The sequence below is a fragment of the Methylosinus sp. is20ea genome, assembly GCF_059718135.1.
Genome location: NZ_AP046088.1, coordinates 2,562,440 through 2,587,005, shown reverse-complemented (window position 1 = coordinate 2,587,005; position 24,566 = coordinate 2,562,440). Strand labels below are relative to the sequence as shown.

At 67.1% G+C, this 24,566-nt stretch carries 24 protein-coding genes; 21 read left to right on the top strand and 3 right to left on the bottom strand.

The window, feature by feature from the left end; genetic code table 11:
* Positions 1-4 precede the first annotated feature (4 nt).
* The 4 genes from AC6IY7_RS11965 (at position 5) to AC6IY7_RS11950 (ending at position 5,866) form a co-directional block, all read left to right on the top strand.
* Positions 5-454, top strand: a complete 450-nt coding sequence (locus AC6IY7_RS11965; protein WP_497779322.1) for a cupin domain-containing protein — start codon at positions 5-7, stop codon at positions 452-454.
* 63 nt (positions 455-517) lie between these two features.
* Entirely contained in the window at positions 518-1,741 is a 1,224-nt protein-coding gene (locus tag AC6IY7_RS11960; RefSeq protein WP_497782833.1) for a metallophosphoesterase family protein, read from the top strand.
* Entirely contained in the window at positions 1,741-5,517 is a 3,777-nt protein-coding gene (locus AC6IY7_RS11955; RefSeq protein WP_497779321.1) for an AAA family ATPase, read from the top strand. The genes AC6IY7_RS11960 and AC6IY7_RS11955 overlap by 1 nt, the downstream gene beginning before the upstream one ends.
* Before the next feature lie 43 nt (positions 5,518-5,560).
* On the top strand, positions 5,561-5,866 hold the full coding sequence (locus AC6IY7_RS11950) for a hypothetical protein (protein ID WP_497779320.1): 306 nt from the start codon (positions 5,561-5,563) through the stop codon (positions 5,864-5,866).
* A gap of 25 nt (positions 5,867-5,891) precedes the next feature.
* On the opposite strand, the gene AC6IY7_RS11945 is transcribed toward AC6IY7_RS11950, so the two are convergent.
* Complete coding sequence (locus tag AC6IY7_RS11945) at positions 5,892-7,394, bottom strand: exopolysaccharide biosynthesis polyprenyl glycosylphosphotransferase (RefSeq protein WP_497779318.1); 1,503 nt, start codon at positions 7,392-7,394, stop codon at positions 5,892-5,894.
* A 327-nt stretch (positions 7,395-7,721) separates the two neighbouring features.
* On the opposite strand from AC6IY7_RS11945, the gene AC6IY7_RS11940 reads away from it, so the two are divergent.
* The 4 genes from AC6IY7_RS11940 to AC6IY7_RS11925 all read left to right on the top strand — a co-directional run bounded on the left by AC6IY7_RS11940 (position 7,722) and on the right by AC6IY7_RS11925 (position 9,553).
* On the top strand, positions 7,722-8,294 hold the full coding sequence (locus AC6IY7_RS11940; RefSeq protein ID WP_497779317.1) for an HNH endonuclease: 573 nt from the start codon (positions 7,722-7,724) through the stop codon (positions 8,292-8,294).
* Between the two features lie 16 nt (positions 8,295-8,310).
* Entirely contained in the window at positions 8,311-8,769 is a 459-nt protein-coding gene (locus AC6IY7_RS11935; protein ID WP_497779316.1) for a hypothetical protein, read from the top strand.
* Positions 8,770-8,858: 89 nt separating this feature from the next.
* Positions 8,859-9,107 carry a type II toxin-antitoxin system Phd/YefM family antitoxin gene (locus AC6IY7_RS11930; protein WP_497779314.1) on the top strand — a complete coding sequence of 83 codons (249 nt, stop codon included), beginning with the start codon at positions 8,859-8,861 and terminating at the stop codon, positions 9,105-9,107.
* Positions 9,104-9,553 carry a type II toxin-antitoxin system VapC family toxin gene (locus tag AC6IY7_RS11925; protein ID WP_497779313.1) on the top strand — a complete coding sequence of 150 codons (450 nt, stop codon included), beginning with the start codon at positions 9,104-9,106 and terminating at the stop codon, positions 9,551-9,553. The genes AC6IY7_RS11930 and AC6IY7_RS11925 overlap by 4 nt, the downstream gene beginning before the upstream one ends.
* Before the next feature lie 24 nt (positions 9,554-9,577).
* Here the strand turns inward: AC6IY7_RS11925 and AC6IY7_RS11920 are convergent, their stop codons facing one another.
* Complete coding sequence (locus tag AC6IY7_RS11920; protein ID WP_497779312.1) at positions 9,578-11,122, bottom strand: helicase HerA-like domain-containing protein; 1,545 nt, start codon at positions 11,120-11,122, stop codon at positions 9,578-9,580.
* Positions 11,123-11,460: 338 nt separating this feature from the next.
* Between AC6IY7_RS11920 and AC6IY7_RS11915 the strand changes: the two genes are divergently transcribed.
* The 5 genes from AC6IY7_RS11915 to AC6IY7_RS11895 all read left to right on the top strand — a co-directional run bounded on the left by AC6IY7_RS11915 (position 11,461) and on the right by AC6IY7_RS11895 (position 15,835).
* Positions 11,461-12,087 (top strand): SCO family protein, encoded by a 627-nt coding sequence (locus AC6IY7_RS11915; protein WP_497779311.1) that lies wholly within the window; start codon positions 11,461-11,463, stop codon positions 12,085-12,087.
* A gap of 134 nt (positions 12,088-12,221) precedes the next feature.
* Positions 12,222-12,998 (top strand): M48 family metallopeptidase, encoded by a 777-nt coding sequence (locus tag AC6IY7_RS11910; RefSeq protein ID WP_497779310.1) that lies wholly within the window; start codon positions 12,222-12,224, stop codon positions 12,996-12,998.
* Positions 12,999-13,194: 196 nt separating this feature from the next.
* Positions 13,195-13,641 (top strand): ArsC/Spx/MgsR family protein, encoded by a 447-nt coding sequence (locus AC6IY7_RS11905; RefSeq protein WP_497779309.1) that lies wholly within the window; start codon positions 13,195-13,197, stop codon positions 13,639-13,641.
* A 41-nt stretch (positions 13,642-13,682) separates the two neighbouring features.
* On the top strand, positions 13,683-14,639 hold the full coding sequence (locus AC6IY7_RS11900) for a bifunctional enoyl-CoA hydratase/phosphate acetyltransferase (protein WP_497779308.1): 957 nt from the start codon (positions 13,683-13,685) through the stop codon (positions 14,637-14,639).
* Positions 14,636-15,835: an acetate/propionate family kinase gene (locus AC6IY7_RS11895; RefSeq protein ID WP_497779307.1), complete on the top strand. Its 1,200-nt coding sequence runs from the start codon at positions 14,636-14,638 to the stop codon at positions 15,833-15,835. Before AC6IY7_RS11900 ends, AC6IY7_RS11895 begins: the two co-directional genes overlap by 4 nt.
* Positions 15,836-15,881: 46 nt before the next feature.
* Here the strand turns inward: AC6IY7_RS11895 and AC6IY7_RS11890 are convergent, their stop codons facing one another.
* Positions 15,882-16,073 carry a hypothetical protein gene (locus tag AC6IY7_RS11890; RefSeq protein WP_497779305.1) on the bottom strand — a complete coding sequence of 64 codons (192 nt, stop codon included), beginning with the start codon at positions 16,071-16,073 and terminating at the stop codon, positions 15,882-15,884.
* Positions 16,074-16,159: 86 nt separating this feature from the next.
* Here AC6IY7_RS11890 and AC6IY7_RS11885 point away from each other — a divergent pair, with 86 nt between their 5' ends.
* The 8 genes from AC6IY7_RS11885 to AC6IY7_RS11850 all read left to right on the top strand — a co-directional run bounded on the left by AC6IY7_RS11885 (position 16,160) and on the right by AC6IY7_RS11850 (position 24,560).
* Positions 16,160-17,299, top strand: coding sequence for an alpha-amylase (locus AC6IY7_RS11885; protein WP_497779303.1), 1,140 nt, complete (start codon positions 16,160-16,162; stop codon positions 17,297-17,299).
* A 118-nt stretch (positions 17,300-17,417) separates the two neighbouring features.
* Positions 17,418-18,500: a phenylalanine--tRNA ligase subunit alpha gene (gene pheS, locus AC6IY7_RS11880; protein ID WP_497779302.1), complete on the top strand. Its 1,083-nt coding sequence runs from the start codon at positions 17,418-17,420 to the stop codon at positions 18,498-18,500.
* A 32-nt stretch (positions 18,501-18,532) separates the two neighbouring features.
* A complete protein-coding gene (locus tag AC6IY7_RS11875) occupies positions 18,533-18,850 on the top strand; it encodes a hypothetical protein (RefSeq protein ID WP_497779301.1) in 318 nt (105 codons plus the stop codon).
* Positions 18,850-19,338, top strand: coding sequence for a hypothetical protein (locus tag AC6IY7_RS11870; RefSeq protein ID WP_497779300.1), 489 nt, complete (start codon positions 18,850-18,852; stop codon positions 19,336-19,338). The genes AC6IY7_RS11875 and AC6IY7_RS11870 overlap by 1 nt, the downstream gene beginning before the upstream one ends.
* A 6-nt stretch (positions 19,339-19,344) precedes the next feature.
* Complete coding sequence (pheT, locus tag AC6IY7_RS11865; RefSeq protein ID WP_497779299.1) at positions 19,345-21,768, top strand: phenylalanine--tRNA ligase subunit beta; 2,424 nt, start codon at positions 19,345-19,347, stop codon at positions 21,766-21,768.
* Between the two features lie 2 nt (positions 21,769-21,770).
* A complete protein-coding gene (locus AC6IY7_RS11860) occupies positions 21,771-22,079 on the top strand; it encodes a hypothetical protein (protein ID WP_497779298.1) in 309 nt (102 codons plus the stop codon).
* A 34-nt stretch (positions 22,080-22,113) separates the two neighbouring features.
* Positions 22,114-23,907 (top strand): FAD-dependent oxidoreductase, encoded by a 1,794-nt coding sequence (locus AC6IY7_RS11855; protein WP_497779297.1) that lies wholly within the window; start codon positions 22,114-22,116, stop codon positions 23,905-23,907.
* Positions 23,904-24,560: a methyltransferase family protein gene (locus tag AC6IY7_RS11850; RefSeq protein WP_497779295.1), complete on the top strand. Its 657-nt coding sequence runs from the start codon at positions 23,904-23,906 to the stop codon at positions 24,558-24,560. Before AC6IY7_RS11855 ends, AC6IY7_RS11850 begins: the two co-directional genes overlap by 4 nt.
* Positions 24,561-24,566 lie beyond the last annotated feature (6 nt).

The window sequence follows — 24,566 nt, the reverse complement described above, 5'->3', positions numbered from 1 at the left end:
ACGCATGTTGGCGCGATCTCTCCTCTTCGCGCCGCTGGCCCTGTGGGCCGGCGCGGCGCTGGCCGACGGTCCGCCGCCGGCCGTGCTGCAGAGCGAGTTGAAATATGCGCCCGTGCCGCTGTTTTCGGGCGTCTTCGCCGCGCCGGTGAGCGGCACGGCGACGCAGCCCGGCGCGCTCTATGCGCTGTCGGTGAAATATGCGGCCGGCGCGAGATCGCTGCCGCACACCCATCCCGACGCGCGCGTCGTCACGGTGATCTCCGGCCGCTTCTACGCCGGCGTCGGCGGCGAGCTCGACGAGAAATCGTTGCGCGCGCTCGGGCCCGGCGATTCGATCGTCGTGCCGGCGGAAACCGTCCATTTCGGCTGGGCGAAGGACGGCGAGGTCCTGCTGCTCGAGACCGGCGTCGGCCCTTCCGGCGCCAGCCTGTGGCCAAAGCCGCCGCAGCGCTGACTTGCTTCGTGTCCCTCCGGTCTTCGTGGTAGAGCAAACCACCGAGACTCGAAGGATAGGCAGCTGCTCACCCTCCTCCATACGGCCGATTGGCATCTCGGCGCGCAGCTCCAGGGTTGGCCGCGCGAGGCGGAGCATCGCAAGGTTCTGCGCGCGCTGGTCGCCATCGCCGCCGAGCGCCGCGTCGACGCGGTGATCGTCGCCGGCGACATATTCGACAGCCTCAACCCGTCCGCCGAGGCGCAGAAGCTCCTCTATGACACGCTCAAGGAGCTGCGCGCCGCCCTGCCCGCGGCGACGATCGTCCTCCTCGCCGGCAATCACGATCCCGCCGGCCGCATAGAAGCGCCGCGCGCTCTGTTCGATCTCGTCAATGTCGCCGGCGTCGGCACGATCGCGCGCAAGAATGGCGAGATCGACGCCGACGTCCATCTCGTGCCGCTGCGCGGGCCCGCCGGCGCGATCGAGGCGTATCTCCTCGCAGTGCCCTATCCGCGCGCCGCCGATCTGCCGGTTCTCGAAGGCGAGAGCGCGGGCTCGCCGGTCGTGCGCTCCGTGCGTGCGCTCTATGGCGAGCTCATCGGCGCGGCGCGGGCGCGCATCGGCGCGGCTCCGCTCATCGTCACCGGCCATTTGCATGTCGCCGGCGGCCTCGAATCGGAAGGCGCCGAGCGCCGCATTCTCGTCGGCGGCGAGCATGCGGTTCCGCCGGACGTGTTTCCGCCGGATGTCGCCTATGTCGCGCTCGGCCATTTGCATCGGCCGCAAGCGATCGGCCGTGAGAGCATCCGCTATTCCGGCTCGCTGTTTCCGCTCTCCAAGACGGAGATCGACTATCGTCACGGCGTGACCATCGTCGCCATCGACGGCGCGCAGACGACGATCGAGCACGTTCCCCTCCCCCGGCCGACTCCCTGCCTGCGCATTCCGTCGCGCGGCGGACTCGCGCGGGAGAGCGTCGAGGCCGCTTTCGCAGCGCTCGCCCTCGATCCCGCGACGCCGCCGGATGAAAAACCTTTCGTTCATCTCACCATCGCCGCCGATGGGCCGATCGTCGGACTCGACGCCGAGATCGACGCGATCGCGGAGAAATTTCCGATCCGTCTCGCCTCGCTCACCGTGGAGCGCCCGCAGCGCGCCGAGACGGAGGCGCCGGCGCCCGCCGCGCTGCGCCTCTCCGAGCGGCAGCCGGTGGAATTGTTTCGCGAGGCCTTCGCGCTCACCCATAAAGCCGAGCCGACGGCGGAGCATCTGACGCTGTTCCACTCCGCCGCGACGGAGGAATAGTGCGCATTCTCGCGATCCGCGGCGAAAATCTCGCGAGCCTCGCCGAGCGCTTCGAGATCGATTTCGAGAAGGAGCCGCTGCGCGGCGCCGGCCTCTTCGCCATCACGGGCGAGACGGGCGCCGGCAAATCCACCATTCTCGACGCGCTCTGCCTCGCGCTCTACGACGCTTTTCCGCGCGTCGCCGCGCAGGGCGTCAATGAGAGCGTCCCGGACCCGAGCGGCCAGACGGTGAGCGCCGCCGATCCGCGCTCCATTCTGCGCCGCGGCGCGGGGCGCGGCTTCGCCGAGGTGGACTTCCTCGGCCGCGACGGCGAGCGCTATCGCGCCCGCTGCGACATCGCGCGCGCTCGCGGGCGAGCGACCGGCAATCTGCAGCAGCGCAACCGCGCGCTGCATCGCCTCGACGCGGAAGGCGCCGTCGTTGCGGCGGTCGCCTCGGGCGTCGAGCCGGTGCGCGCCAAAGTCGTCGAGCTCACCGATCTCACCTTCGAGCAGTTCCGCCGCACCGTGCTGCTGGCGCAAGGCGATTTCGACGCTTTTCTGCGCGCGGATTCGAAAGAGCGCGCCGATCTGCTCGAGAAGATCACCGGCGCCTCCGTCTATGCGGAGATTTCCAAGCGCGTCTATCTGCGCACCAAGGCCGCGCTGGAGGCGCTGGATCGTCTACGCCGCCGCCGCGAGGAGATTGGCCTGCTGCCGGCCGAGACGCGCACGGCGCTGGAGAGCGAACGCGAAGCTTCCGCGACCGGCCGCGCCGAGGCCGCGCGCGAGCGCGACGAAGCCGCCGCGCTGCTGCAGCGCCATGCGGCCATTGCGCAAATGGAGACGCGTCTCGCCGAGGCCGCGACGCGTCACGACACGGCTCTGGCGGCGCAAGAGACGCTCGCCGAGACGCGCGAACGATCGAGAACGCTCGACCTCGCCGAGCCGCTGCGCGCGCCCCTCGCCGCGCGCGAAGCGGCGACGCAAAATCTCGTCCGCGCGACGGCGAATGAAAACGCCGCGCGCGAGACGATAGCGAAAGCGCGCGCCGCGCTCGAGGAAGCGCGTGCGCAAGAGGCGCAAAAGCGCGCGCGTCTGGATGCGGCGGAGGCCGAATTCAAAATATTCGGACCCTTGTGGTCGCAGGCCGAGCGGCTCGACGCCGAAGTCCTCGCGGCCGAGCAGGAGGCGACGAAAGCCGAGAAAATCGCATGCGACGCCGCGCAGATCGCGCAGCAAAAGGCGGCGGAAGAAGCCTCTTCGATCGAGCGTGTCGGCGCCGCCGCGATGCAGGCCGAGACCGCGCGCGCCGCGCTGGAGCGTGTCGCCGCCGCAGAGCCTCTGTCGACGCGCTGGAGCGAGATCGCCGAATGGCTCGAGCGCCGCAGCGGATCGACGAAGTCGCTCGCCCGCGACGCCTCGCGCATGAACGAGCTCGGCGCCGAAATCGACGCCGCGACGCGCGAGCTCGCGACGCTCGACGCCGATGACGGCGAGGCGAAATCCCGACGCGCCAAGCTCGCGGAGCAGATCGAAGCGCGCGGCGATGCGCTCGCGCAGCTGAAGGAAGAGGAAGCGAGCAGCCGCCGCCGCGCGCTCGACGCGCTGTCGCGCCTCGCCACGCAGATCGAGACGCAGATGCGGCGCCATGCGAAGGCGCGAGACATGTCGCGCCGCGCGGCGCTCGATCTCGAGACGGCGAGCGCCACTCGAGAAAACGAAGCGCGGGCGCTCGGCGAAGCCAGCGCCGCGCGCGAGATTTGCGAGGCGAAACGCGGCGAGGCGGAACGGCTCGGCGAGATCGCCGACGCCGCCGTCTCCAAGCAGGCGCTGGCGCTGCGCGCGAGCCTCGTCGAAGGCGCGCCCTGCCCCGTCTGCGGCGCCAGCGAGCATCCGCATGCGCATTCGAGCGCGGCGGCGAATGCGCTGATCGCCGAGCTACGCGCGCGGCGCGACGCTCTGCGCCATGAGATGGCGGAAGCCGAGCGCGCGATCGCCGCCGCCGACGGACGCCTCGCCGCAGCGCAGGACCGCGCCGCCGACGCCACGCGTCGACTCGATGAAGCGCTCGCCGAAGGCGACGAGGCCGCGCGCGCTTATGATGAAGCGCGCGGACTTTGGCCCGATGAAGCGCCGGCCGCGCCCGCCGCGATCGACGATATGGCCACTCTCGCCTCGGTCGCCGAAGCGATCGAGCGCGAGAGCCACGCGCTCGACGATCGGCTCGCGCGCGCGCGGGCGTTGCGCGCCGATCGCGACGCGCTGCGCCAGAAATTCGACCGGCTCGCAGCCGCGATAGAGGAGCGCCGGCAAAGGCGCGACGATCGGACCGCGCGCATCGCCGCGGCGCGCGAAGAGGCTGCGCGCCTCGGCGAGGCCCGCGCCGCCGCGACAGAGAGCCTGAACGCCGCAGATCGCGCGCTCGCGCTTTTTCTGCCGCTCTGCGATCTCTCCGGCGCCGATCTCGATCGAGACTCCGCGAGCGCGACGCTCCGGCTGAAAAAGCGCGGAGAGGAGTTTCTCGATGCGCGCGAGAACGCCGCGCGCATGACGCGCGATCTCGAGGAGATGACGCAAACGCTCATCGCGCTGCGCGTCGAAGCCCGCGCTCGCGCCGAGGCGGCGACGATAGCGAAGGGACAGACGGAGGATCGCGCCGGCGCTCTCGTGGCGCTGCGCGCGCGGCGCGCCGAATTATTGGGCGGCGAGCCGACGGCGATCCATCGCACGCGCTGCAACGAGGCGCGTCTCCTCGCACAGCAGGAGCTCGACTCCGCGGCGCGGAGCGGCGCCGAAACCGAGGCGCGCCGCGCCGGAGCCGAACGCGATTTCGCCCATGCCGGCGAAGCGCTCGTAGAAGCCCGCGTGCGAAACGACGCGGCGACGCAGGAATTTTCCGCGGCGCTCGTCACCGCGCAGATCGACGAAGCCGCGGCGCTCGCTCTGCTCGCCGTCTCGCCGCGCGAGCGCGCCGAATTGCGCGCACGGCTGGAGGCGGCCGACGCCGCGCTCGCCGCCGCACGCGCCGAAACGGAAGCGCGCGCGCGCGATCTCGCCGATGCGCTCGCAGTGGGGCGGCCGGAGGAGGACGTCGCTCTATTGGACGCGCGCCGCGCGGACGCCGAGACGCGATTGGAAACGCTGGCGCGACGGCTCGGCGAAATCGACGAAAAGCTCGCCGCCGATGATCTCGCGCATGGGCGGGCCGCGACGCTCGCCGGCGAGATCGCCGCCGCCGAGGCGACGCATAAGAGCTGGGCGGAAGTCGACGCCGCCATCGGCTCGGCGAGCGGCGACAAATTCCGCCGCTTCGCGCAGAGCGTGACGCTGGAGCATCTCGTCGCTCTCGCCAATCGCAATCTGTCGACGCTGACGACGCGCTATCGGCTGGAGCGCTCGGCCAGCGACACGGCCGATCTCGGTCTGCAGATCGTCGATCGCGATCTTTGCGACGAGCGCCGCTCGACGCGCTCGCTCTCCGGCGGCGAGCGCTTTTTGGCGTCGCTCGCGCTGGCGCTCGGCCTCTGCAGCCTCGAGGGGCGCGGCTCCTTCGTCGACACTCTGTTCATCGACGAGGGCTTCGGCACGCTGGATCAAGGAACGCTCGACGTCGCCATGGATGCGCTGGAGCGGCTGCATGGCCAGGGCCGCAAGGTCGGCGTCATCAGCCATGTCGAGTCGCTGCGCCAGCGTATCCCTGTGCAGATAAGGGTCGAGAAGCGCGGCGGCGGCCGCAGCGCGGTGAGAATAGAGGCGCAAGGAGGATGGATCGCGGCGACGTCGCCGCGATGATGACGCGGCGCCTCCGAAGCTCGTTCAAAAAAGGGAATATTAGATGCGGTTCTTCATCGGACTCTTGCTTGGGTTCTCTGTCGGAACGGTGTTTTCCTTCCCGATCCTGGCCTTAATGAGCGTGTCGGTCGCGAGGCTTTTTCGCATCATCGGACTGCCGCACATATCGGACTATCTACAATCCCTAATTCTTTTTGTAATCGTCTACTCGGTGTTCGCGGCTTGCGCGATTCGCGTCGTCAAAGTCACGAACGCCGAGGCGTTTCTTCTCGGCTTTCTATTGGTGTTTCCTGTCGTCTCTCTCGCCATTCTCGTAGGCGCCGCCATCGGAGACCCTGCCATCGATTGAAGCGATGCGCCCCGAGACGGCCGCGTCACAGCGCGTTGCGATAGGCCTTGCGCGAGAAGATCGTCATGAAGATGATCCACACGTCGAGCGGCAGCGACCAATGGTCGATGTAATAGAGATCATGCTCGACGCGCAGGCGGATCTTCTCCGGCGAGTCGATCTCGCCGCGCAGACCGTTCACCTGCGCCCAGCCGGTGATGCCGGGCTTCACATTATGGCGGCGCGCATAAAGGGCGATCTTGCGCTCGAACAGCTGGTCATGCGCCAGCGCATGCGGGCGCGGGCCGACCAGCGACATCTCGCCGCGCAGCACATTGATGAGCTGCGGCAGCTCGTCGATATTGTAGCGGCGGATGAAGCGGCCGACGCGCGTCACGCGCTTGTCGCCAGCCGTCGCCTGGGTGATGTCGCGGCCGTCCTCCATCGTCGTCATGGAGCGGAATTTGGCGATGCGGAAAGGCTCGCGATTGAAGCCGTGGCGACGCTGGAAGAACAGCGCCGGGCCTTTGCTGTCGAGCTTGATCGCCGCCGCGACGACGAGCAGCAGCGGCGACAGCAGGGCGAGGCCCGCCGCCGAGCAGACGATGTCGAACAGGCGCTTGGCGATGATCTCGAGCGAGTCGTGCCGGCGGCCGCTCAGATTGAGGCTGGCGATCGAGCCGATCTTGTTGATATGCGCGTCGGCGAAACGGTCGAGCACGCGCTCCGGCCCGAGATGGAGAGAAGCGGGGACGCGCAGGAAAGCGGTCACGCAATCGTCGATGACGTCGGTGCGGCTCCAGGGCGCGAGGATGAACACATCGTCCGGCAGCAGCATGCGGGCGGAGGCCTGCGCCAGAGCGAGATCGTCCTGCATGGCGTCGGCGCGGTCGCGCAGGGCCACGGCGGCGACGATATTCATGCCGCTCTCCCAGGGCTGATAGCGGCGCATGAACTCGTCTATGTCGCTCTCGAAGCCGACGAGAAACACGCGGCGCGCCGAGGCGCCGCCGCGCTCGGCGCTGCGCCGAACCAAGCCGACGAGGACCGCGCGCGCCGCATAGACGGAGAGAAATCCAGTCGCATAGAAGAGAACGAAGGCGCCGCGCGAGGTTTCATCCGTCGCCTTGGCGAGAAAGCCGAAGGTCAAGGCGCAGACGAAGGCGACGCTCCACAGCACCGCGCCGCGCCAGCCATGGCCTTCCAGCGTCAGATAATTCTTGATCGCATATTCGTGCCGCATGACATTGGAGACGACGAACAGGATCGCCACGAACATGCACAGCCGCAGATTGGGCAGCGTCGAGCCGTCATAGCCGTAAGCGAAGAGATGATACAAAGTCTCGCAGGCGACCGCCGTGCAGAGAATGACGATGACGTCGAGCAGCGCCGCGATCACCGAGAAGGAGGCGCGCATCAGCGCCGCATTCGGGCTCGGCATCGCATGGGACCAGCCGCCACGAAGCGCGGCCGCGCTCTCGGCTCCGACTTTGGCGCGGGCGTCGCCTTTGCGAAGCGACGGAATGGGAAGATCGGCGATACTCGACACGGCCTCGTCTCCAACCCGATACTGTCGCCGTGCCGTAATGGAACAAATCGCCCGTTTCGGCCGGCCTTCACAGCTTTGGCTGCAAACGGCCTGCCCGCAGAGCGGCGAAATCGCGGCAAGAGGCGGAGCGAGACGCGGGCCGGATCCGAGGCGCCCAGACAATCCATTGATTTAAAAAGAATTTACCATGGCGACGGCCGCGTGGCGGGCGCTGCGGCGCCGCAAGGCGGAGAGAAGCCTTCACAATGGCGTCATCCTGCCTATAGACTATGCCCGTGGCTCGGGGGGCTGGAGGGCGTCCGACCGATTCGCGGAAAGAGGGCCGAGGTGACCGTTCACTTTCGCCAGTCCAATGTTTCGCCGCAGGCGTGTCCTGCGCTGGTTCTCAACGCCGACTATCGGCCGCTGAGCTACTATCCGCTGTCTCTATGGGGCTGGCAGGACGCTATCAAGGCGGTGTTCCTCGACCGGGTCAACATCGTCTCGGAATATGACAAGACGGTCAAAAGTCCGAGTTTCGAAATAAGGCTTCCTTCCGTCGTTTCCCTCAAAGCCTATGTCAAACCCGCCCGCCATCCCGCCTTCACCCGCTTCAATGTTTTTCTCCGCGACCGCTTCACCTGCCAATATTGCGGCCAGCGGGAGGATCTCACCTTCGACCATGTGATCCCGCGCTCCAAGGGCGGCGCCACCACTTGGGAGAATGTCGTGGCCGCCTGTTCCGCCTGCAATCTGCGCAAGGCCGACCGGCTGCCGCATGAGGCGCATATGGTTCCGGCGCAGCCGCCGTTTCAGCCGAGCGTCTCCGATCTGCATCGCAACGGGCGGCTGTTCCCGCCCAATTATCTCCATGAGAGCTGGCTCGATTATCTCTATTGGGATTCGGTGCTGGAACCCTAGAGTCGCCCATTTCAGAATGTTTCGCCGCCTTCTCGTCATATCCTTCGGCTTCGCGCTCGCAGCCGGCGCCGGCATGATCTTCTTGCCGATCGCCGCTTTGACCGATGCGACGACGCGCGAGGCCGGCTCGTCGCTGGCCATGGCGGCGCTGTTCTGGGCGGAGCCGGACGATGTCGCTGCGGCCTTCGGTTACGTGCTGTGGGCGATGGGGATCGCCGGCTGCGCGGCGCCTCTGGCGCTCGTGGCGCTGATCGGCGAGGTCGCGGGCGTTCGCGCCTATACATGGTATGCGGGCGCGACGGCGCTCATCGCCGCCGCCGCGCCGACGATTTTACGCGCCGCGCGCGGGACCGGACGCCTCGCCGAGGCGAGCCCGGCCGAGGGGCGCTTCGCGCTGCTGTTCTTCCTCGCGGGCGCTCTGACGGGCACGGTCTATTGGCTGATCGCCGTGCGCGGCCGCCAGCCGCGCGGCTGAGAGTCGTCATAAGCTCCGTCTGCGGCGTCTTGAAACCCCGCCTCCGGACGCTTATTGTAGTCACATATGACTACTCGATGAGCCATCCCATGCCGACCATCAATCTGAAAGACGCAAAAGCGGGATTCTCCGGTCTCGTCGATCGCGCCATTGACGGGGAGTTCGTGACGATCACGCGTCACGGAAAGCCCGTGGCTGCGCTCGTCTCGATCGAGGCGGCCGAGATCGCCCGCAAGGCGATGGAGCGCAAGCGCCCTGGCCTCGTCGACTATCTGCGGACTTTTCCCGGCGGCGATTTCGAGCGCAACGGCGCGCCGTCGCGGGATGTCGAGCTTTGAACGGATTTCTGCTCGACACCAATGTCGTATCGATGCTCGCGCCGTCGCGCGCCGAAGCCTCCTCTCGCTTTCTCGCTTGGCTGGAGCGGATGGACCAAGACGGAAGGCTGTATCTGTCTGTCGTCACCATTCACGAGATCGAGAAGGGGATCGTGCTGCTCGAGCGCAAGGGCGCGACGGCCAAGGCGACAGGGCTGAAACTCTGGCTCGCGGGTCTCGTCGCGACCTATGACGACAAAATCATCGGCGTGGACGCCCGCTCGGCAGCGATCGCGGGACGGTTGGAGGCGGCTGCGATCTCCTCTCGGCATCATCCCGGAATGGCGGATGCGATCATCGCGGGCGTCGCGACGGCGAATGATCTTCACATCGTCACCCGCAACGCCAAGCATTTCCTGCCGTTCGGCGTCCCCGCCTCGTCGCCGGACGATGCAGCGGGAACATAGTTCGGTGAGCGGCCGCTCGCGCCGTCAGCGCGATATTCCGCCGAGCACGCCGCGCAGCACTTCCTTCGCGATCTGCGTGCCGATGGAGCGCGCCGCCGATTGCACCGCCGAACGCATGGCGAGTTCGCCCGTCGACATGCGCTTCGGATTCTCCCGCTTGAACAGGCCGCCGACGACGCCGCCGATCTTGCCGAGAATGCCGCCGCCGGCGCTCGCCTGCGTCGGCTCGTCGGCGCGCGCGGGGCCGGCGCCCGCCGCGCTCAAATGGCCTTCGGCGCGCTTCTGCAACACTTCGAACGCCGATTCGCGATCGATGGGCGTGTCATATTTGCCGCGCAACGGACTCTCGGCGAGCACGGCGGCGCGCTCCTCGGGGGTGATCGGCCCGACGCGCGCGGAGGGCGGCGCGATCAGCACGCGATCGACGATTTGCGGCGCGCCCTTGGCGTCGAGCATCGACACGAGCGCCTCGCCGACGGAGAGCTGCGTGATCGCCTCCGCCGTGTCGAAAGCAGGATTTTGCCGGAATGTTTCGGCCGCCGCGCGCACGGCTTTCTGATCGCGCGGAGTGAAGGCGCGCAGCGCGTGCTGGACGCGATTGCCGAGCTGGCCGAGCACGCTGTCCGGCACGTCCAGCGGATTTTGCGTGACGAAATAGACGCCGACGCCCTTGGAGCGGATGAGCCGCACCACTTGCTCGATCGCCGTCAGCAACGCCTTGGGCGCGTCGTCGAACAGCAGATGCGCCTCGTCGAAGAAGAAGACCAGCTTGGGCTTGTCGAGATCGCCGACCTCCGGCAGCTGCTCGAACAGTTCCGACAGCAGCCAGAGCAGGAAAGTGGCGTAGAGGCGCGGCGAGCGCATCAGCCGATCGGCGGCGAGAATATTGATGACGCCGCGTCCGTCGCGATCGACGCGCAGAAAATCGGCGATGTCGAGCGCCGGCTCGCCGAAGAATGTCTCCGCCCCCTGGGTTTCCAGCACCAGGAGCTGACGCTGGATGGCGCCGATGGTCGCGGGCGCGACATTGCCGTATTTCGTCTTCAATCGGCCGGCATTATCCGCGACATAGGTCAGCGCGGCGCGCAGGTCCTTGAGGTCCAGCAGCAACAGGCCCTGCTCGTCGGCGACGCGGAAGGCCACATTGAGAACGCCCTCTTGAACATCGTTGAGCTCGAGCAGGCGCGCCAGCAGCAGCGGCCCCATTTCGGAAATGGTGGCGCGCACCGGATGTCCCTGCTCGCCGAACAGGTCCCAGAAGACGGTCGGAAAGCGATCCGGCGCATAGGCGAGCCCGATCTCGAGCGCGCGATCGACGAAAGCCTGGCGCGGCTCGCCCGGCTGCGACAATCCGGCGAGGTCTCCCTTCACATCGGCGAGGAACACGGAGGTACCCGCATTGGAGAAGCCTTCGGCCAATTTCTGCAGCGTCACCGTCTTGCCGCCGCCGGTCGCGCCGGCGATGAGGCCGTGGCGATTGCCCACGGAAAGAGTGAGGTAGCTATAGACCCCGTCAGTGTTCGCGCCGACGAGGATTTTTCCGGGGCTGGCGTTCGGATCGTCAGTCATGTTCTCGTGCCTGCGCTCATTGGGAGAATCGACGAGCCGGCATTATATAGCCGTCTGTCGTCGACGCAGGCGTTTTCGCGCGGCGTGCTGCGCCGCGGCGCCCAGGCGCCCCACTCCCTTCCACGGCGACGCTTTTGCAGCGACGCTTGGCGAACGCCGTTCCGCAGGCTAAGTTCCGAAGACTAGAGAGGAGCGTCGAACGCAATCGCACGCCCGGTCGCCGCCACACAGAAGGGCAGGCTTCCGCTCCGAGGCCGCCGATGATCGCGACGCCGTCGCGACCTGCTCGGCCGCGGCGATGATCGAGAAACGACGCCACATCTTCGGGAAGAAAACGCATGTCCAAGAGTTACGCCAAGAGTTCGCCAAAGGGTCGCGCCAAGGGCGGCAATGTTCCCAAGCTGCCTCTCTTCGCGATCGGCGGGGTCTTCCTCGCGGCCTTCGCCGCATTGGTGGTCTTCACCAGCCTGAAGCCGCCGCCGCCGCCCGCCTCCGCCATCGGCGGTCCGTTCCAGCTCGTCGCGCATAACGGCCAGACAGTCACCGAAAAGGATTTTCTCGGCCGGCCTTTCCTGGTCTTCTTCGGCTACACGCATTGCCCGGACATTTGCCACACGACGCTGTTCGAGATTTCCGAGATCTTGCGCTCGCTCGGGCCGAAGGCCAACGCCGGCGCCATGTTCGTGACCGTCGATCCCGAGCGCGACACGCCCGCCGTGCTCAAGGACTATCTCTCCAATTTCGATCCGCGCATCATCGGCGTCTCCGGCGAGCGGGCCGCGCTCGATCCTATGCTGAAGGAATATCGCATCTACGCCAAAAAGGCGGCGGACAGCGGCGAAGACTATGCGGTCGACCATACGACCGTCGTCTATCTCATGGACAAGAACGGCCGCTTCGTCAGCTCCTTCAATGTCGGACGCAAGCCCGCCGAGGCGGCGCGCGAGCTCGAACGCTATTTGTGATCCGCGACGCCGAGACGCGAAGACACAGAAACGCAGAGACACAGCGACGCACAGACGACACAGTCGACATTTTTTTGCGTAAGTCGCGCACTTCCCTGTCGCGACTCGGCATGGCTTTGCGTTAGCATCGCGCCATGCTTCGTCTCCGACGCGACGGACTCGCAAAGACCGCGGGCTCCACAGCCATAACAGTCACGCACGCCGGCGAGACGCTCGTCGTCTCGCTGCGGCGTCTCGGCAGCGCTCGCCGCTTCACGCTGCGCGTTCGCTTCGCGGCGCGCGACGCCGTGCTCACAATGCCGGCGCGCGCCTCTTTGCGCGAGGCGCGTGAATTCACCGAACGTCACGCCGCCTGGATCGCCGCGCGTCTCGGCCGGCTGCCGGAGACGATTCCCTTCCGCGACCGCGCAATCGTGCCGCTGCGCGGCGTCGACCATTCGATCACGCATCGCCCCGGCGCCCGCGGAACCGTTTGGACGGAGTCGCGTTCTGCTCTGGACCCGTCGCAATGCGCCGGATTCGATCTCTGCGTCGCCGGCGCGCCGGAACATATTCATCGCCGCGTCGTCGACTTTCTGAAACGCGAGGCGCGCCGCGATCTGGAAGAGGCGGTGGAGCGCCATACGCGCGCGCTCGGCCTTCCCGCGCGCAGCGTCGGTCTGCGCGACACGGTGAGCCGCTGGGGCTCCTGCTCGGCGACGGGCTCGCTGAATTTCTCCTGGCGGCTGGTGATGGCGCCGCCTTTCGTGCTCGACTATCTCGCCGCGCATGAGGTCGCCCATCTCGAATATCTCGATCACTCCGACCGCTTCTGGGCGCTGGCGCGACGGCTCTGCGCCGAAACGGACCGCGCCGAAGGCTGGCTCTCCACGCAGGGCGCGCATTTGCATAAATTCGGCGCGACCGAATAGCGCCGCCGCGAGACTCTCCCCCTCCTCGCTCCCCTTCCGCGATTCGCGCATCGTCATCGGCGCGTCGCGGCCGTCTGCTTTCTGAATGGTTAAATATTTCTCCCCTACCGAATCGCGCCGTTCCGCAACGCACAAAAATGCGCTATGAAAGAGACTAAGCTTCCTTCTTCGGTAGTCGCTCATCGAGGTGGCGTGCATGGCCGACGTGATCTTCTACGAAAAACCCGGCTGCTCTGGAAATGCGCGCCAGAAGGCGCTGCTGCTCGCCTCCGGCCATGCGCTCCAGGTGCGGAACCTTCTCTCCGAGCCCTGGAGCGTCTCCAGCCTGCGCCCCTATTTCGGCGAGACGCCGGTGCGCGAATGGTTCAATCTCGCGGCGCCCAAGATCAAATCCGGCGAGATCGATATAGACAAGATCACGCCGCAGGCGGCGCTGGTCATGATGATCATCGACCCGATATTGATCCGCAGGCCGCTCATGAAGGTCGGCGGCCGCTGCGAGGCGGGCTTCGATCCGGAGCGGATCGGCGCATGGATCGGCCTGCAGCCGACCGAAAAGCGGGTGACCGACACCTGCGTGCGGACGGAAGCCGCGGCGCTGCGCGCCGAGAGCGAGACTGGAGCCGCGCCCGCGGCCGACTGAAGTCGCGGCGCGAAGCGAGTGAATATCCCTAGGAGGTCGTGATGCTGTTCCGGCGCGATGGCGCGGCCTCCGACGCCCCTTGCGGCATGTATTTCGAGTCTCTGCTCGAGCGCTGCCGCGCGATGCGGCCCATTCGCATCGGCGTGGTCCATCCTTGCGACGCCGTCTCCATCCAAGGCGCGCTGGCGGCGCGCGACCAGGGGCTCATCACGCCGGTTCTGGTCGGGCCCCGCGCCAAGATCATGGCCGCCGCCGCCGCGGCGGGGCTGTCGCTCGATGGCGTCGAGATCGTCGACGCGCCGCACAGCCACGCCGCCGCCGACGAGGCCGTCGCGCTCGTGCGTCGCGGCGAGCTCCAGGCGCTGATGAAAGGCTCCCTCCACACCGACGAGCTGATGGGCGCCGTCGTGCGCGAGGGAACGGGCCTGCGCACGGAGCGGCGCCTCAGCCATGTCTTCGTTCTCGACGTGCCCAATTACTGCAAGCCCCTGCTCGTCACCGACGCCGCGATCAATATTGCGCCGACCCTCTCCGAGAAGCGCGACATCGCCCAGAACGCCATAGACCTCGCGCATGCGCTCGGCATAGAGCGGCCCAAGCTCGCGGTGCTGTCGGCGGTCGAGACCGTCGACGCCAAGATCCCCTCGACGATCGAGGCCGCGGCGCTGTGCAAAATGGCCGATCGCGGCCAGATCACCGGCGCCGATGTGGATGGGCCGCTCGCCTTCGACAACGCCATCTCGCCGGAGGCGGCCAAGGCGAAGGGCATCGTCTCGAGCGTCGCCGGCGACGCCGACATTCTCCTCGTCCCCGATCTCGAGGCCGGAAATATTCTCGCCAAGCAGCTTGTCTATCTCGCCGACGCCGAGGATGCGGGGATCGTGCTCGGCGCGCGCGCGCCGATCGTGCTGACGAGCCGCGCCGATGGCGTGCGCGCCCGCGTCGTCTCCTGCGCTCTGGCGCAGATCTTCGCGCATCGCGTCGTGGAGGCGGTGTGAGCGGCCTTTCTGCGACCAAAGTCGTATTGGCGCTCAACGCCGGCTCCTCGAGCCTCAAATTCGCGCTCTATGAGGCGGCGACTCTGGCGCCGCTCTGCCGCGGCGGCGTCACCGCGATAAAAGAGAAAGACCAGCCGGCGCGATTTTCCGCGAAGGGCGAGGCGGCGGAAGCGCTCTGCGCAGGCGCCGGCCCCGCGCCGGACATCGACCATGAAGGCGCAGCGCGCTGGCTGATCGAGGCGATCGGCGCAAGGCTGGCGGCGCTTCCCATCGCGGCCGTCGGGCACCGCGTCGTTCACGGCGGCGCGGAGTTCGACCGGCCGGTGCTGGTGACGCCCGATATATTGAAGCGCCTGGAGGCGCTCTCGCCACTGGCGCCGAGCCATCAGCCGCATAATCTCGCGCCGATCCGCAGCCTGCTCGAGAGCGCCCCGAAGCTGCCGCAGATCGCTTGTTTCGACACGGCCTTCCACCGCACGCAGCCGCGTCTCGCGCAGCTGTTTCCTTTGCCGCGCGAATTCGCCGAGCGCGGCGTGCTGCGCTATGGCTTCCACGGCCTCTCCTATCAATTCATCGCCGAGGAGTTGCGCCGTCTCGGCGTCGCACGGGCGCAGGGGCGGACCATTGTCGCCCATCTCGGCCATGGCGCGAGCCTGTGCGCCATGCGCTCGCTCGAGAGCGTCGCCACGACAATGGGCTTCACCGCGCTCGACGGGCTGATGATGGGCACGCGCAGCGGCGCCATCGATCCGGGCCTGCTGCTGCATCTCGTCATGCAGGAGGGCTATTCGCCCAAAGACGTCCACACTCTGCTCTATGAACGGTCTGGCCTTCTCGGCGTCTCCGGGATCAGCGACGATCTGCGCGCGCTCGAGGAGAGCGCCTCGCCAGCGGCGGAGGAGGCGATGGCGCTCTTCGCCTATCGCGCCGCGCGCGAGATCGGCTCGCTCGCGAGCGCGCTGAACGGGCTCGATCTTCTGGTCTTCACGGCCGGCGTCGGCGAGAATTCGCCCGCCATGCGCGCGCGCATCTGCGCCTATCTCGGCTATCTCGGCCTCGCGCTCGACGAGGAAGCGAACGCCCGCAGCGCGCTCACCATCGGCGCGCCCTCGAGCGGCGCCGAGGCGATGGTCGTCCCGACCAATGAGGAAGCGGTGATCGCGCAGGCCGCTCGAGCGCTGCTTCGCACCGGCTGAGGCCGCCGAAATGTCGAAGACCGCACAGCTATTCGGCGCCCGTCGCTCATTTTGCGGGCGCACGCTCCCGCCATGCGGGATCGGCCTTTTTCACAAACTGCTGAATTGTCGAGGCAAGGCTCGCCGCGCCACGCTGGCGCCCGTATTGCGTCTGATATTCCGCCGAGACGCGAGCTCTCGGCGCGGCCCAAAGAGGGGCCAAAATCAGCAACGCCGCTGTTCCGATCGAGTCGCGCATGAAAGCGCGGCCTCTCGGACGGCGGCTTTTTTTGTCCGTCGCGCCCCCTCGACGGAGCGCGGCGCCGACGAGGGGCAGACACGCAAATGAGAAGATCGAAACGAAGCGCTCCGCCGCGCGCATTCGCCAGCGCGAAGACATTGGCTCTGGCCGCGGCGCTGTTCGGCGTCTGCGTCGGAGCCGCCGCGGCCGCCGATGCGCCCGGCAAGCTCGTCGCCGCGCCTGCGCCCGATGTGGCCGCCACCGCCCCGCCTCCGCCCGCGCCGCTCGGCGTCTTCGGCGCCGATATGCCGGCGGCCGGCAAGCTCGTCGTCTCCATCATTCCGCAATTCGCCAATCTCTCGCATACGCTGAAAGGAACGCGGCAAGTCTCGTCGGAAGAAGTGGTGGCGACGACGCCCTGGTTCGGGCATCCGACGCTGAAGCTCCGGCTCGTGCCGCAGAATGTCTCGGTCGCCTCGCAGACGCTGGCGCTGGCCTATGGAATAACGAATTACTGGTCCATCGTCGTCACCGGCGGCATGATCGAGCGCAATCTCGACATGCTCGCCTTTCAAGGAGCGACGAGCCTGAACCGGCTCGGGATCAGCCATACGGGAACCGACGGCCTCACCGATTTCACCGCCTCGACGATCTATCGCGTCTATGAAGACCCGATTCATCGCATTCAGCTCAATCTGGGCATGAGCTTCCCGACAGGGAGCGATCACAACACATTCCGCCTGCTGCTGCCGGACGGCAGCTACGCCACCAGCCGCGCCTTCTATGCGCTGCAGCCGGGGACCGGCACTTTCGACGTGCTGCCCGGAATCGTCTACGCCGGCCGTATCGACAAATGGTCCTGGGGCCTCTCCTATCGCGGCCGCTTTCCGCTCGCCGCCAATCCGGAGGGCTATCTCTGTGGCGACCTGCATGAATTCAATGGTTGGGCCGGCTATAGCTGGATCAAGGGGCTGACCACGACCTTCCGCGTAAACGCCACGACGCAGGGCGAGATTCGCGGCCTCGATCCGATGATCCGCGGCAAGGCGCAGGCCGCCAATCCCAATTTCTACGGCGGCCAGCGCGTGGAGCTATGGGGCGGCGCGACCATCGGCGGCGCGCTCATCGGCGTGGAGGCGCTCACCATCGCGCTGGAAGCGGGCATTCCCGTGTATCAGAGCCTCAACGGGCCGCAGCTCTCCAAAAATTGGCAGGCCGGCATGGCGCTGCGCTGGAAAATCTGAAAGAGCGCGGCGGGGCGCGGCGGCCCCGCCGACGCGGCTGTCCACCGCCCGCGTTCTCGACATCGCCTGCCGAGCGTGGCACAACCCGCCCCAGAAAATCAAAAGCCGTGGCGGGACGATGACGGATCTGACGGAACTGGAGACCGAGACTCTGGCGGCGATCGCGGCGGCGGCCGACGAGGCCGCGCTCGAGGCCGTGCGCGTCGGCGCGCTAGGCAAGAAGGGAAGCATTTCGGCGCTGCTGGCGACGCTCGGCAAAATGTCGCCGGAGGACCGCAAGACCGAAGGCGCCAAGATCAATGCACTGAAGGACAAGGCGCAAGAGGCCATCGCCGCGCGTCGCGAGGTGCTGCAAGCGGAAGCGCTGGAGACGCGCCTTTCCGCCGAGACTGTGGATGTGACGCTGCCGGTGCAGGAGAGCGGCCAGGAGCTCGGGCGCATTCATCCGATCTCGCAAGTGATGGACGAATTAACCGCCATCTTCGCCGATATGGGCTTTTCCGTCGCCGAAGGGCCGGACATCGAAAGCGACGATTACAATTTCACCAAGCTGAACTTCCCCGAGGGGCATCCGGCGCGGGAGATGCACGACACTTTCTTCTTTCCGCCGGGCGCCGACGGCAAGCGCAAGCTGCTGCGCACGCATACGAGCCCGGTGCAGGTGCGCACCATGCTGAGCAAGGCGCCGCCGATCCGCGTGATCTGCCCCGGCCGCACCTATCGCTGCGACAGCGATCAGACGCATACGCCCATGTTTCATCAGGTCGAGGGGCTCGTCATCGACGAGACGACCCATATGGGCCATTTGAAATGGGTGCTCGAGGAGTTTCTGAAGGCCTTCTTCGAGGTGAAATCGGTGAAGATGCGCTTTCGCCCGTCCTTCTTCCCCTTCACCGAGCCGTCGGCGGAAGTGGATGTGCAATGCCGCCGCAAGGATGGCGACATTCGCTTCGGCGAGGGCGACGATTGGATGGAGATTTTGGGCTGCGGCATGGTGCATCCCAATGTGCTGCGCAATTGCGGGCTCGATCCGGACAAATATCAGGGCTTCGCCTTCGGCGTCGGCATAGACCGTCTCGCCATGCTGAAATACGGCATGTCGGACCTGCGCGCCTTCTTCGAGGCCGATGCGCGCTGGCTGACGCATTATGGATTCAGGCCGCTGGATTTCCCGACGCTGGCGGGTGGGCTCAGCGGGTGAGGCCTCTAGGGAAAGCCGGGGGAGAGACGACGATGATGACCGACGCCATGCGACACGCGATCGACGATGCGCTGCGCCGCGCCCTTGGTCCATCACGGTTCGACCATGTGGACGTCCGCGAAGATTACGACCATGCCGACGAGCCGGCTCTGTTTCTCGACATAGTGACGAAGACAGGGGCCGACGATTTGAGCGCCCGGGAGTCGATCGCGACACAAATGGCGGTCAGCGACGCCTTGTTGGCGCTGGGAGACACGCGTTTCCCATATTTGAGCTTCAAATTCCCAGGCGACGAATATGCGGTCGACGATATTCGCGCCCCTGATGCGAATCCTTCGGCGCGGCATTGATGATCGATGATCTGCTCGACATCGCGCATGATCTCGCCTTGCGCGAGAAAGGCAAGCCGAGGCAGGCGTCATTGCGGCGCGCCGCTTCGAGCGCTTATTACGCCGTCTTTCACGCGCTCGCAGACCTGTGCGCCGACGAGCTCGTAGGATGGAAAAAGCCGTGGAAAATTTTCAGTCCGGTCTATCGGTCACTGGATCACAACGAAGCCCGCCGCCTGTTCGAACGAGCCCGGACCACGAAATCCTATGGCCCGGAGGTCGAAAAAATCGGCTCGTCGTTTTTGCGACTCCAGCAGGCGAGAGAAGAGGCGGATTATGATCCAGAGCCGTTCCGTTACGGACGCGACGACACGCGCAAACTGGTCGAGGAGGCGCGCGAGACGGTCGCAGCCATACGAACTCTCGAGGCGGAAACGAGATTATTGCTCGCCGCCCATCTCGTGACAAAGCGGCGTCGCAACGCCATCGCCGACGCCGGCAGGAACTGACCCCGCATGAAACTCACACTCTCCTGGCTGAAAGACCATCTCGAGACGAGCGCCTCGCTCGAGCAGGTCGTCGAAACTCTGACGCGCATCGGCCTCGAGGTCGAGCATCTGCACGACCCCGCCGCGCAGCTGAAGGATTTCATCATCGCGCATGTGATCGAGGCCAAGCCCCATCCCAACGCCGATCGCCTGCGCGTCTGCTCGGTCGATACGGGCGCCGGCGCGCCTGTGCAGGTCGTCTGCGGGGCGCCCAACGCCCGCACCGGGTTGAGAAGCGTCTTCTCGGCCCCCGGAACCTATATTCCGGCCAAGAAGATCACGCTCGGCAAGGGCGTCATTCGCGGCGTCGAATCGCTCGGCATGCTGTGCTCGGCTGCCGAGCTCGAGCTCTCCAACGATCACGACGGCATCATCGAATTGCCCCAGGATGCGCCCATCGGCGCGCCTTACGCCAAATGGGCGGGGCTCGACGATCCGGTCATAGAGATCAATCTGACGCCGAACCGCCCCGACGCCGCCGGCATTTACGGCATTGCGCGCGATCTCGCCGCGGCAGGCCTCGGGACGCTGAAGACGCCGGCGATCGAGACGATCGAAGGCGGCTTCCCCAATCCGCAGCGCGTCACGCTCGATTTCGCGGAGGACGACAAGCATCTCGCGCCGCTCTTCGCGCTGCGTCTGGTGCGCGGCGTGAAGAATGGGCCGAGCCCCGCCTGGCTGCAGGATCGCCTGCGCGCCATCGGCCTGCGCCCGATCAATGCGCTCGTCGACGTCACCAATTATCTGACCTTCGACCGCGCGCGTCCGCTGCATGTGTTCGACGCGAAGAAGGTCGCCGGCGATCTCGTGGTGCGCCGCGCGCGCGAGGGCGAAGAGCTGCTCGCGCTCGACGGCAAGACCTACAAGCTCGATTCCGACATGGTCGTCATCGCCGATGACAAAGGCCCCGAGTCTCTTGCCGGCGTCATGGGCGGCGAGCATTCCGGCTGCTCCGACGAGACGACCGACGTGCTGATCGAAACGGCGCTCTGGGACGCCGCGAACATCGCTCACACCGGCCGCAAGCTCGGCATCTCCACCGATGCCCGCTATCGTTTCGAGCGCGGCGTCGATCCCGCTTTCGCTCTGCCCGGCCTCGAGCTGGCGACGAGGCTGGTGCTGGAATTCTGCGGCGGCGAAGCGTCGGACGTCGCCATCTGCGGATCGGCGGAAACGCCGGCGCGCGTGCTGCGCTTCCCCTGGAGCGAGACAAAGCGGCTCACCGGGCTCGATGTCGCGAAGGACGAATCGACGGCTATCCTCACCCGTCTCGGCTTCGCCGTCGAAGCGAAGGCGGACGAAGCGCTCGTCACCGTCCCCACATGGCGCCCGGACATAGAGGGCAAGGCCGATCTCGTCGAGGAGATCGCCCGCATCATCGGCTTCGACAATATCGCCGCCGCGCCCCTGCCGCGCGACGCGGGCGTCACCGAGCCGGTTCTCACCCTTCTGCAAAAGCGCACGCGCGCCGCGCGCCGCGCGCTCGCGACGCGCGGTCTGGTGGAGGCCGTCACCTGGTCCTTCGTCTCGAAAGAGCAGGCGCAGGCTTTCGGCGCCGGCGACGACAATCGCCTCGCGCTCGCCAATCCGATCGCCGCCGAGCTCTCCGACATGCGGCCGAGCCTGCTGCCCGGCCTCGCGACCGCCGCCGGCCGCAACGCCGCGCGCGGCTTTCCCGATGTCGCTCTGTTCGAGGTCGGTCAGATCTTCCAGAGCGAGGACGAGAAGGGCCAGAAGATCGCCGCCACGGGACTGCGCCGCGGCCTCGCTCTGCCCACCGGCGCCGGCCGTCACTGGTCGGCGAAGGAGCGCGCCGTGAGCGTCTTCGACGTGAAAGCCGACGCGCTCGCGCTGCTGCAGACGCTCGGCGTCGCCACCGGCGGCTTGCAGATCGTCGCCGGCGCGCCCTCCTGGTATCATCCGGGCCGCTCGGGCGCGCTGCAATTCGGCCCCAAGGCGATCATCGGCCATTTCGGCGAGCTGCATCCGCGCGTGCTGCAGGCGCTCGACGTCGACGGGCCGATCGCGGCTTTCGAGATCATCCTCGACGCGCTGCCCGCGCCCAAGGCGAAGCCCACCAGAGCCAAGCCGAAACTGGAGCTCTCCGATCTCCAGCCGGTCTCGCGCGACTTCGCCTTTCTGCTCGACCGCGCCGCGCCGGCGGGCGATCTCGTCCGCGCCGTGCAGGGGGCCGATCGCGCGCTCATCGCCGATGTCGCCGTCTTCGACATTTATGAGGGGCCGGGCGTGCCGGAGGGCAAGAAGTCGGTCGGCGTCGCCGTGCTGCTGCAACCTCGCGACAAAACGCTCACCGATGTGGAGATCGAGGCGCTCGCCCACAAAATTGTCACAGAAGCGGGTAAGAAGACAGGCGCTCAACTGAGAGGGTGACGATGCTTCGCAGGATTTCGCTCGTCTTCGTCGCTTGCCTCGTCCCTTGTTTCGTCGCTTGCCTCGCCACAGGCTCCGCGACGGCCGAGCCGCGCAACATCGGCGATTGCGAGCAGATCCAGGCGGCGGACGCCTATAATCGCTGCCTCGCCTCCTTCGGCCCGGCGGCCCGCGCGCATAACACGCGCTCCATGCTCTCCTTCGCTCCCGAGGAGCAGGCGGTCTCGCATAGCGGCAAGCGCTCCGGCGCCTTCGCCGAGCGAGGCCGGCGCGGACGCTTGCGCATGATTTTCTCGCCCGGGGGCCGCTGACGCCGACGCGCCGCGGCCGAGGGAGAAGCGACCAATGGCTCGAACGCCCTCCAACGGCATCGCGCGGCGCGATTTTCTCAACGGACTGCTCATCGCCGCCGGCGGCTCCGCTGTCGCGGGCAGCGTTCCAACGCGGGCGCTCGCGGCGCTGGCGGCCGGGTCCTGCGACGGCGCGATCGGCCTCGATCCGCGCGCGCTGCGCGGCGGCAATCTTCCCACGACTTTCGCGGTCTCGCATTGGCTGCGCGACGGGCGCCTCGGCTTCGAGAAAGGCGCCGTCGCGCTCGCGCCGGGCTGCGACGAGAACACCGGGACTTTCTCCATCATCGACGAGAGCGCCGGCTTCGACGCCATCGTCATCGGCGGCGGCCTCTCGGGCCTCTCCGCGGCGCATCATCTGCTGCGCGAACGTCCGCGCGCGCGCCTTCTGATTCTCGAGGCGGCCCCCGTTCTCGGCGGCAACGCCGGCCGCGACGAGGCCGCGCCGCTTCCCGGCCCCGCCTCCACCGCCGGCGCCTATGGAACCGCGCCCGCGGCTGATTGGCTCGCGCAATTTTATCGCGCGCTTCGAGTCGATTGGCTGGCGCAGAGCGTCCCCGGCCCGGAGAGCAGCTTTTACTTCGACGAATTCGCGCCCGGCGCCATCGCTGGCCGTCGCTGGAATATAGACACGTTCGAAGAGGGCCTCGCCCGCCTCCCCTATGACGCGCGCATCGTCGCCGATTTCGTCCGCGCGCGCGAAGCCATCCGCAGTCTGGGCGAGAAAGGCCTCGCCGATCCCGCCGATGAGAGCGACGCCGCGCTCGACGATCTCTCGACCGTCGGCCTCGCGCATTATCTCGAGGAGGAGCTGCGCTGCGATCCGATCGTCTCGCAATTCTTCACGGCCTATACGCTCACCGCCTTCGGCGGAACCGCCGCTCAGGTGAATGCGCATAGCGCGCTCGCCTTTCTGTCGGGCGAATTCACGCGCGGCTCGGTCTTCACTTTCGCAGGCGGCGCGTCGGAGATCGCGCGCCGCGCGCTGCGGCTTCTGACGCAGAGCGAAACGCCGCCGCGCATAGAGACGAATGCGACGGCGCTGCGGATCGATCCATTCTCTTCCGACCCGCGCGCGGGCGCGCGCGTCGTCTATTTTCAGAATGGCGGTTTTCGCCGCGTCTCTGCGCGACAGATCATCCTCGCCGCGCCGGCGCAGAGCGTGCGCCATCTCATCGCGCATTTCTCCGACGCAAAACGCAAGGAGGCCTGGTTGCAATTCCATGCGGCGCCCATCGTCACCGCCAATGTGACGCTGCGCCGCGCCGCGCCTCTATTGGAGCTCGGCCTCGGCTATAGCCAGAGCTGGTGGGGCGGACGGCATTTCGTCAATTACATCGTCGCCGATTGGATCGGCGAGACGCGCGCCGATCCGCAGCGGCCGACGACGCTCACCTTCTATGGCGGCTGCGACGCGCCGCTCGATGCGCTCGGCGAGGCGCGCATGGCGCTGCTGCACACGCCCTTCTCCGATTACGAAGATTCGATCCGTAGCGATCTTTCGCGGCTGATGCGCGGCGCGGATTTCGACTTCGATCGCGATGTCGGCGCGCTATTCCTCTATCGGTGGGGCCATAGCATGCTGCGTCCGCCGCCGAATTTCCTGTTCGGCTCCGCGCGCAACGCGAGCGGAAGGCTCGATCGCGCGCAGGGGCCGCGGCGCATCGCCTGCGCGCCGCTGGGCCCGGTGGTTTTCGCGGGCCAGCATGTCGAAGGCGCCCCATCGATAGAGAGCGCGATCGGCTCCGGCCGCCGCGCCGCGCTGCAAGCGCTGGAGAATGACCGATGAACAGGCTCGCGATCGGCGTCTTCGCACTTCTTTCGACGCTCGCCTATCTCGGCCTCGCGGCGCTGGGCACGGGCGGCGTCGCGGCTTTTCTCGCGCGGCCGCCTCTCGCTACGCTCGCGCTCATCACTATGGCGCTCGCCGTCGCGGCCGCTCTCTCGCAAGTCCACCTCGGCGCCGGCGTGCGCGAGGATCGCGGCAATCGCTGGGTCATCGCCGCCTTGGTCGTCATCGGCCTGCTCGACGCCTTTCTGCCCGCCTATGCGGATCGCCTCGATATTCTGACGATGGACGGCGAGGCGCTGCGCTGGATCGGCGTCGTTATCTACGCCATAGGCGGCGTGTTACGATTGTGGCCGGTCTTCGTGCTCGGGCGGCGCTTCAGCGGCCTCGTCGCCATTCAGCCCGGCCATGAGCTCGTCACCACGGGGCTTTACGCGCACATCCGAAATCCGAGCTATCTCGGCCTTCTCATCGGCCTCGTCGGCTGGGCGCTGGCGTTTCGCTCTTTCATCGGCCTCGCGCTGGCGGCGGCGACGATTCCGCCGCTCGTCGCCCGCATGAAATCCGAGGAAGCGCTGCTCGCCTCGCATTTCGGCGCGGCCTATGAGGCCTATCGCGCGCGCACGGCCCGGCTCATCCCCAGCCTCTACTGATCGGCT

What these genes read in the sequence shown, in the direction of transcription:
- AC6IY7_RS11885 (WP_497779303.1), top strand. Translation starts at nt 16,160, where the DNA reads ATGAGAAGATCGAAACGAAGCGCTCCGCCGCGCGCATTCGCCAGCGCG.
- AC6IY7_RS11950 (WP_497779320.1), top strand. Translation starts at nt 5,561, where the DNA reads ATGCGGTTCTTCATCGGACTCTTGCTTGGGTTCTCTGTCGGAACGGTG.
- AC6IY7_RS11920 (WP_497779312.1), bottom strand. Translation starts at nt 11,122, where the DNA reads ATGACTGACGATCCGAACGCCAGCCCCGGAAAAATCCTCGTCGGCGCG.
- AC6IY7_RS11935 (WP_497779316.1), top strand. Translation starts at nt 8,311, where the DNA reads ATGTTTCGCCGCCTTCTCGTCATATCCTTCGGCTTCGCGCTCGCAGCC.
- AC6IY7_RS11850 (WP_497779295.1), top strand. Translation starts at nt 23,904, where the DNA reads ATGAACAGGCTCGCGATCGGCGTCTTCGCACTTCTTTCGACGCTCGCC.
- AC6IY7_RS11875 (WP_497779301.1), top strand. Translation starts at nt 18,533, where the DNA reads ATGATGACCGACGCCATGCGACACGCGATCGACGATGCGCTGCGCCGC.
- AC6IY7_RS11900 (WP_497779308.1), top strand. Translation starts at nt 13,683, where the DNA reads ATGCTGTTCCGGCGCGATGGCGCGGCCTCCGACGCCCCTTGCGGCATG.
- AC6IY7_RS11905 (WP_497779309.1), top strand. Translation starts at nt 13,195, where the DNA reads ATGGCCGACGTGATCTTCTACGAAAAACCCGGCTGCTCTGGAAATGCG.
- AC6IY7_RS11860 (WP_497779298.1), top strand. Translation starts at nt 21,771, where the DNA reads ATGCTTCGCAGGATTTCGCTCGTCTTCGTCGCTTGCCTCGTCCCTTGT.
- AC6IY7_RS11915 (WP_497779311.1), top strand. Translation starts at nt 11,461, where the DNA reads ATGTCCAAGAGTTACGCCAAGAGTTCGCCAAAGGGTCGCGCCAAGGGC.
- AC6IY7_RS11855 (WP_497779297.1), top strand. Translation starts at nt 22,114, where the DNA reads ATGGCTCGAACGCCCTCCAACGGCATCGCGCGGCGCGATTTTCTCAAC.
- pheT (WP_497779299.1), top strand. Translation starts at nt 19,345, where the DNA reads ATGAAACTCACACTCTCCTGGCTGAAAGACCATCTCGAGACGAGCGCC.
- AC6IY7_RS11965 (WP_497779322.1), top strand. Translation starts at nt 5, where the DNA reads ATGTTGGCGCGATCTCTCCTCTTCGCGCCGCTGGCCCTGTGGGCCGGC.
- AC6IY7_RS11930 (WP_497779314.1), top strand. Translation starts at nt 8,859, where the DNA reads ATGCCGACCATCAATCTGAAAGACGCAAAAGCGGGATTCTCCGGTCTC.
- pheS (WP_497779302.1), top strand. Translation starts at nt 17,418, where the DNA reads ATGACGGATCTGACGGAACTGGAGACCGAGACTCTGGCGGCGATCGCG.
- AC6IY7_RS11870 (WP_497779300.1), top strand. Translation starts at nt 18,850, where the DNA reads ATGATCGATGATCTGCTCGACATCGCGCATGATCTCGCCTTGCGCGAG.
- AC6IY7_RS11910 (WP_497779310.1), top strand. Translation starts at nt 12,222, where the DNA reads ATGCTTCGTCTCCGACGCGACGGACTCGCAAAGACCGCGGGCTCCACA.
- AC6IY7_RS11890 (WP_497779305.1), bottom strand. Translation starts at nt 16,073, where the DNA reads ATGCGCGACTCGATCGGAACAGCGGCGTTGCTGATTTTGGCCCCTCTT.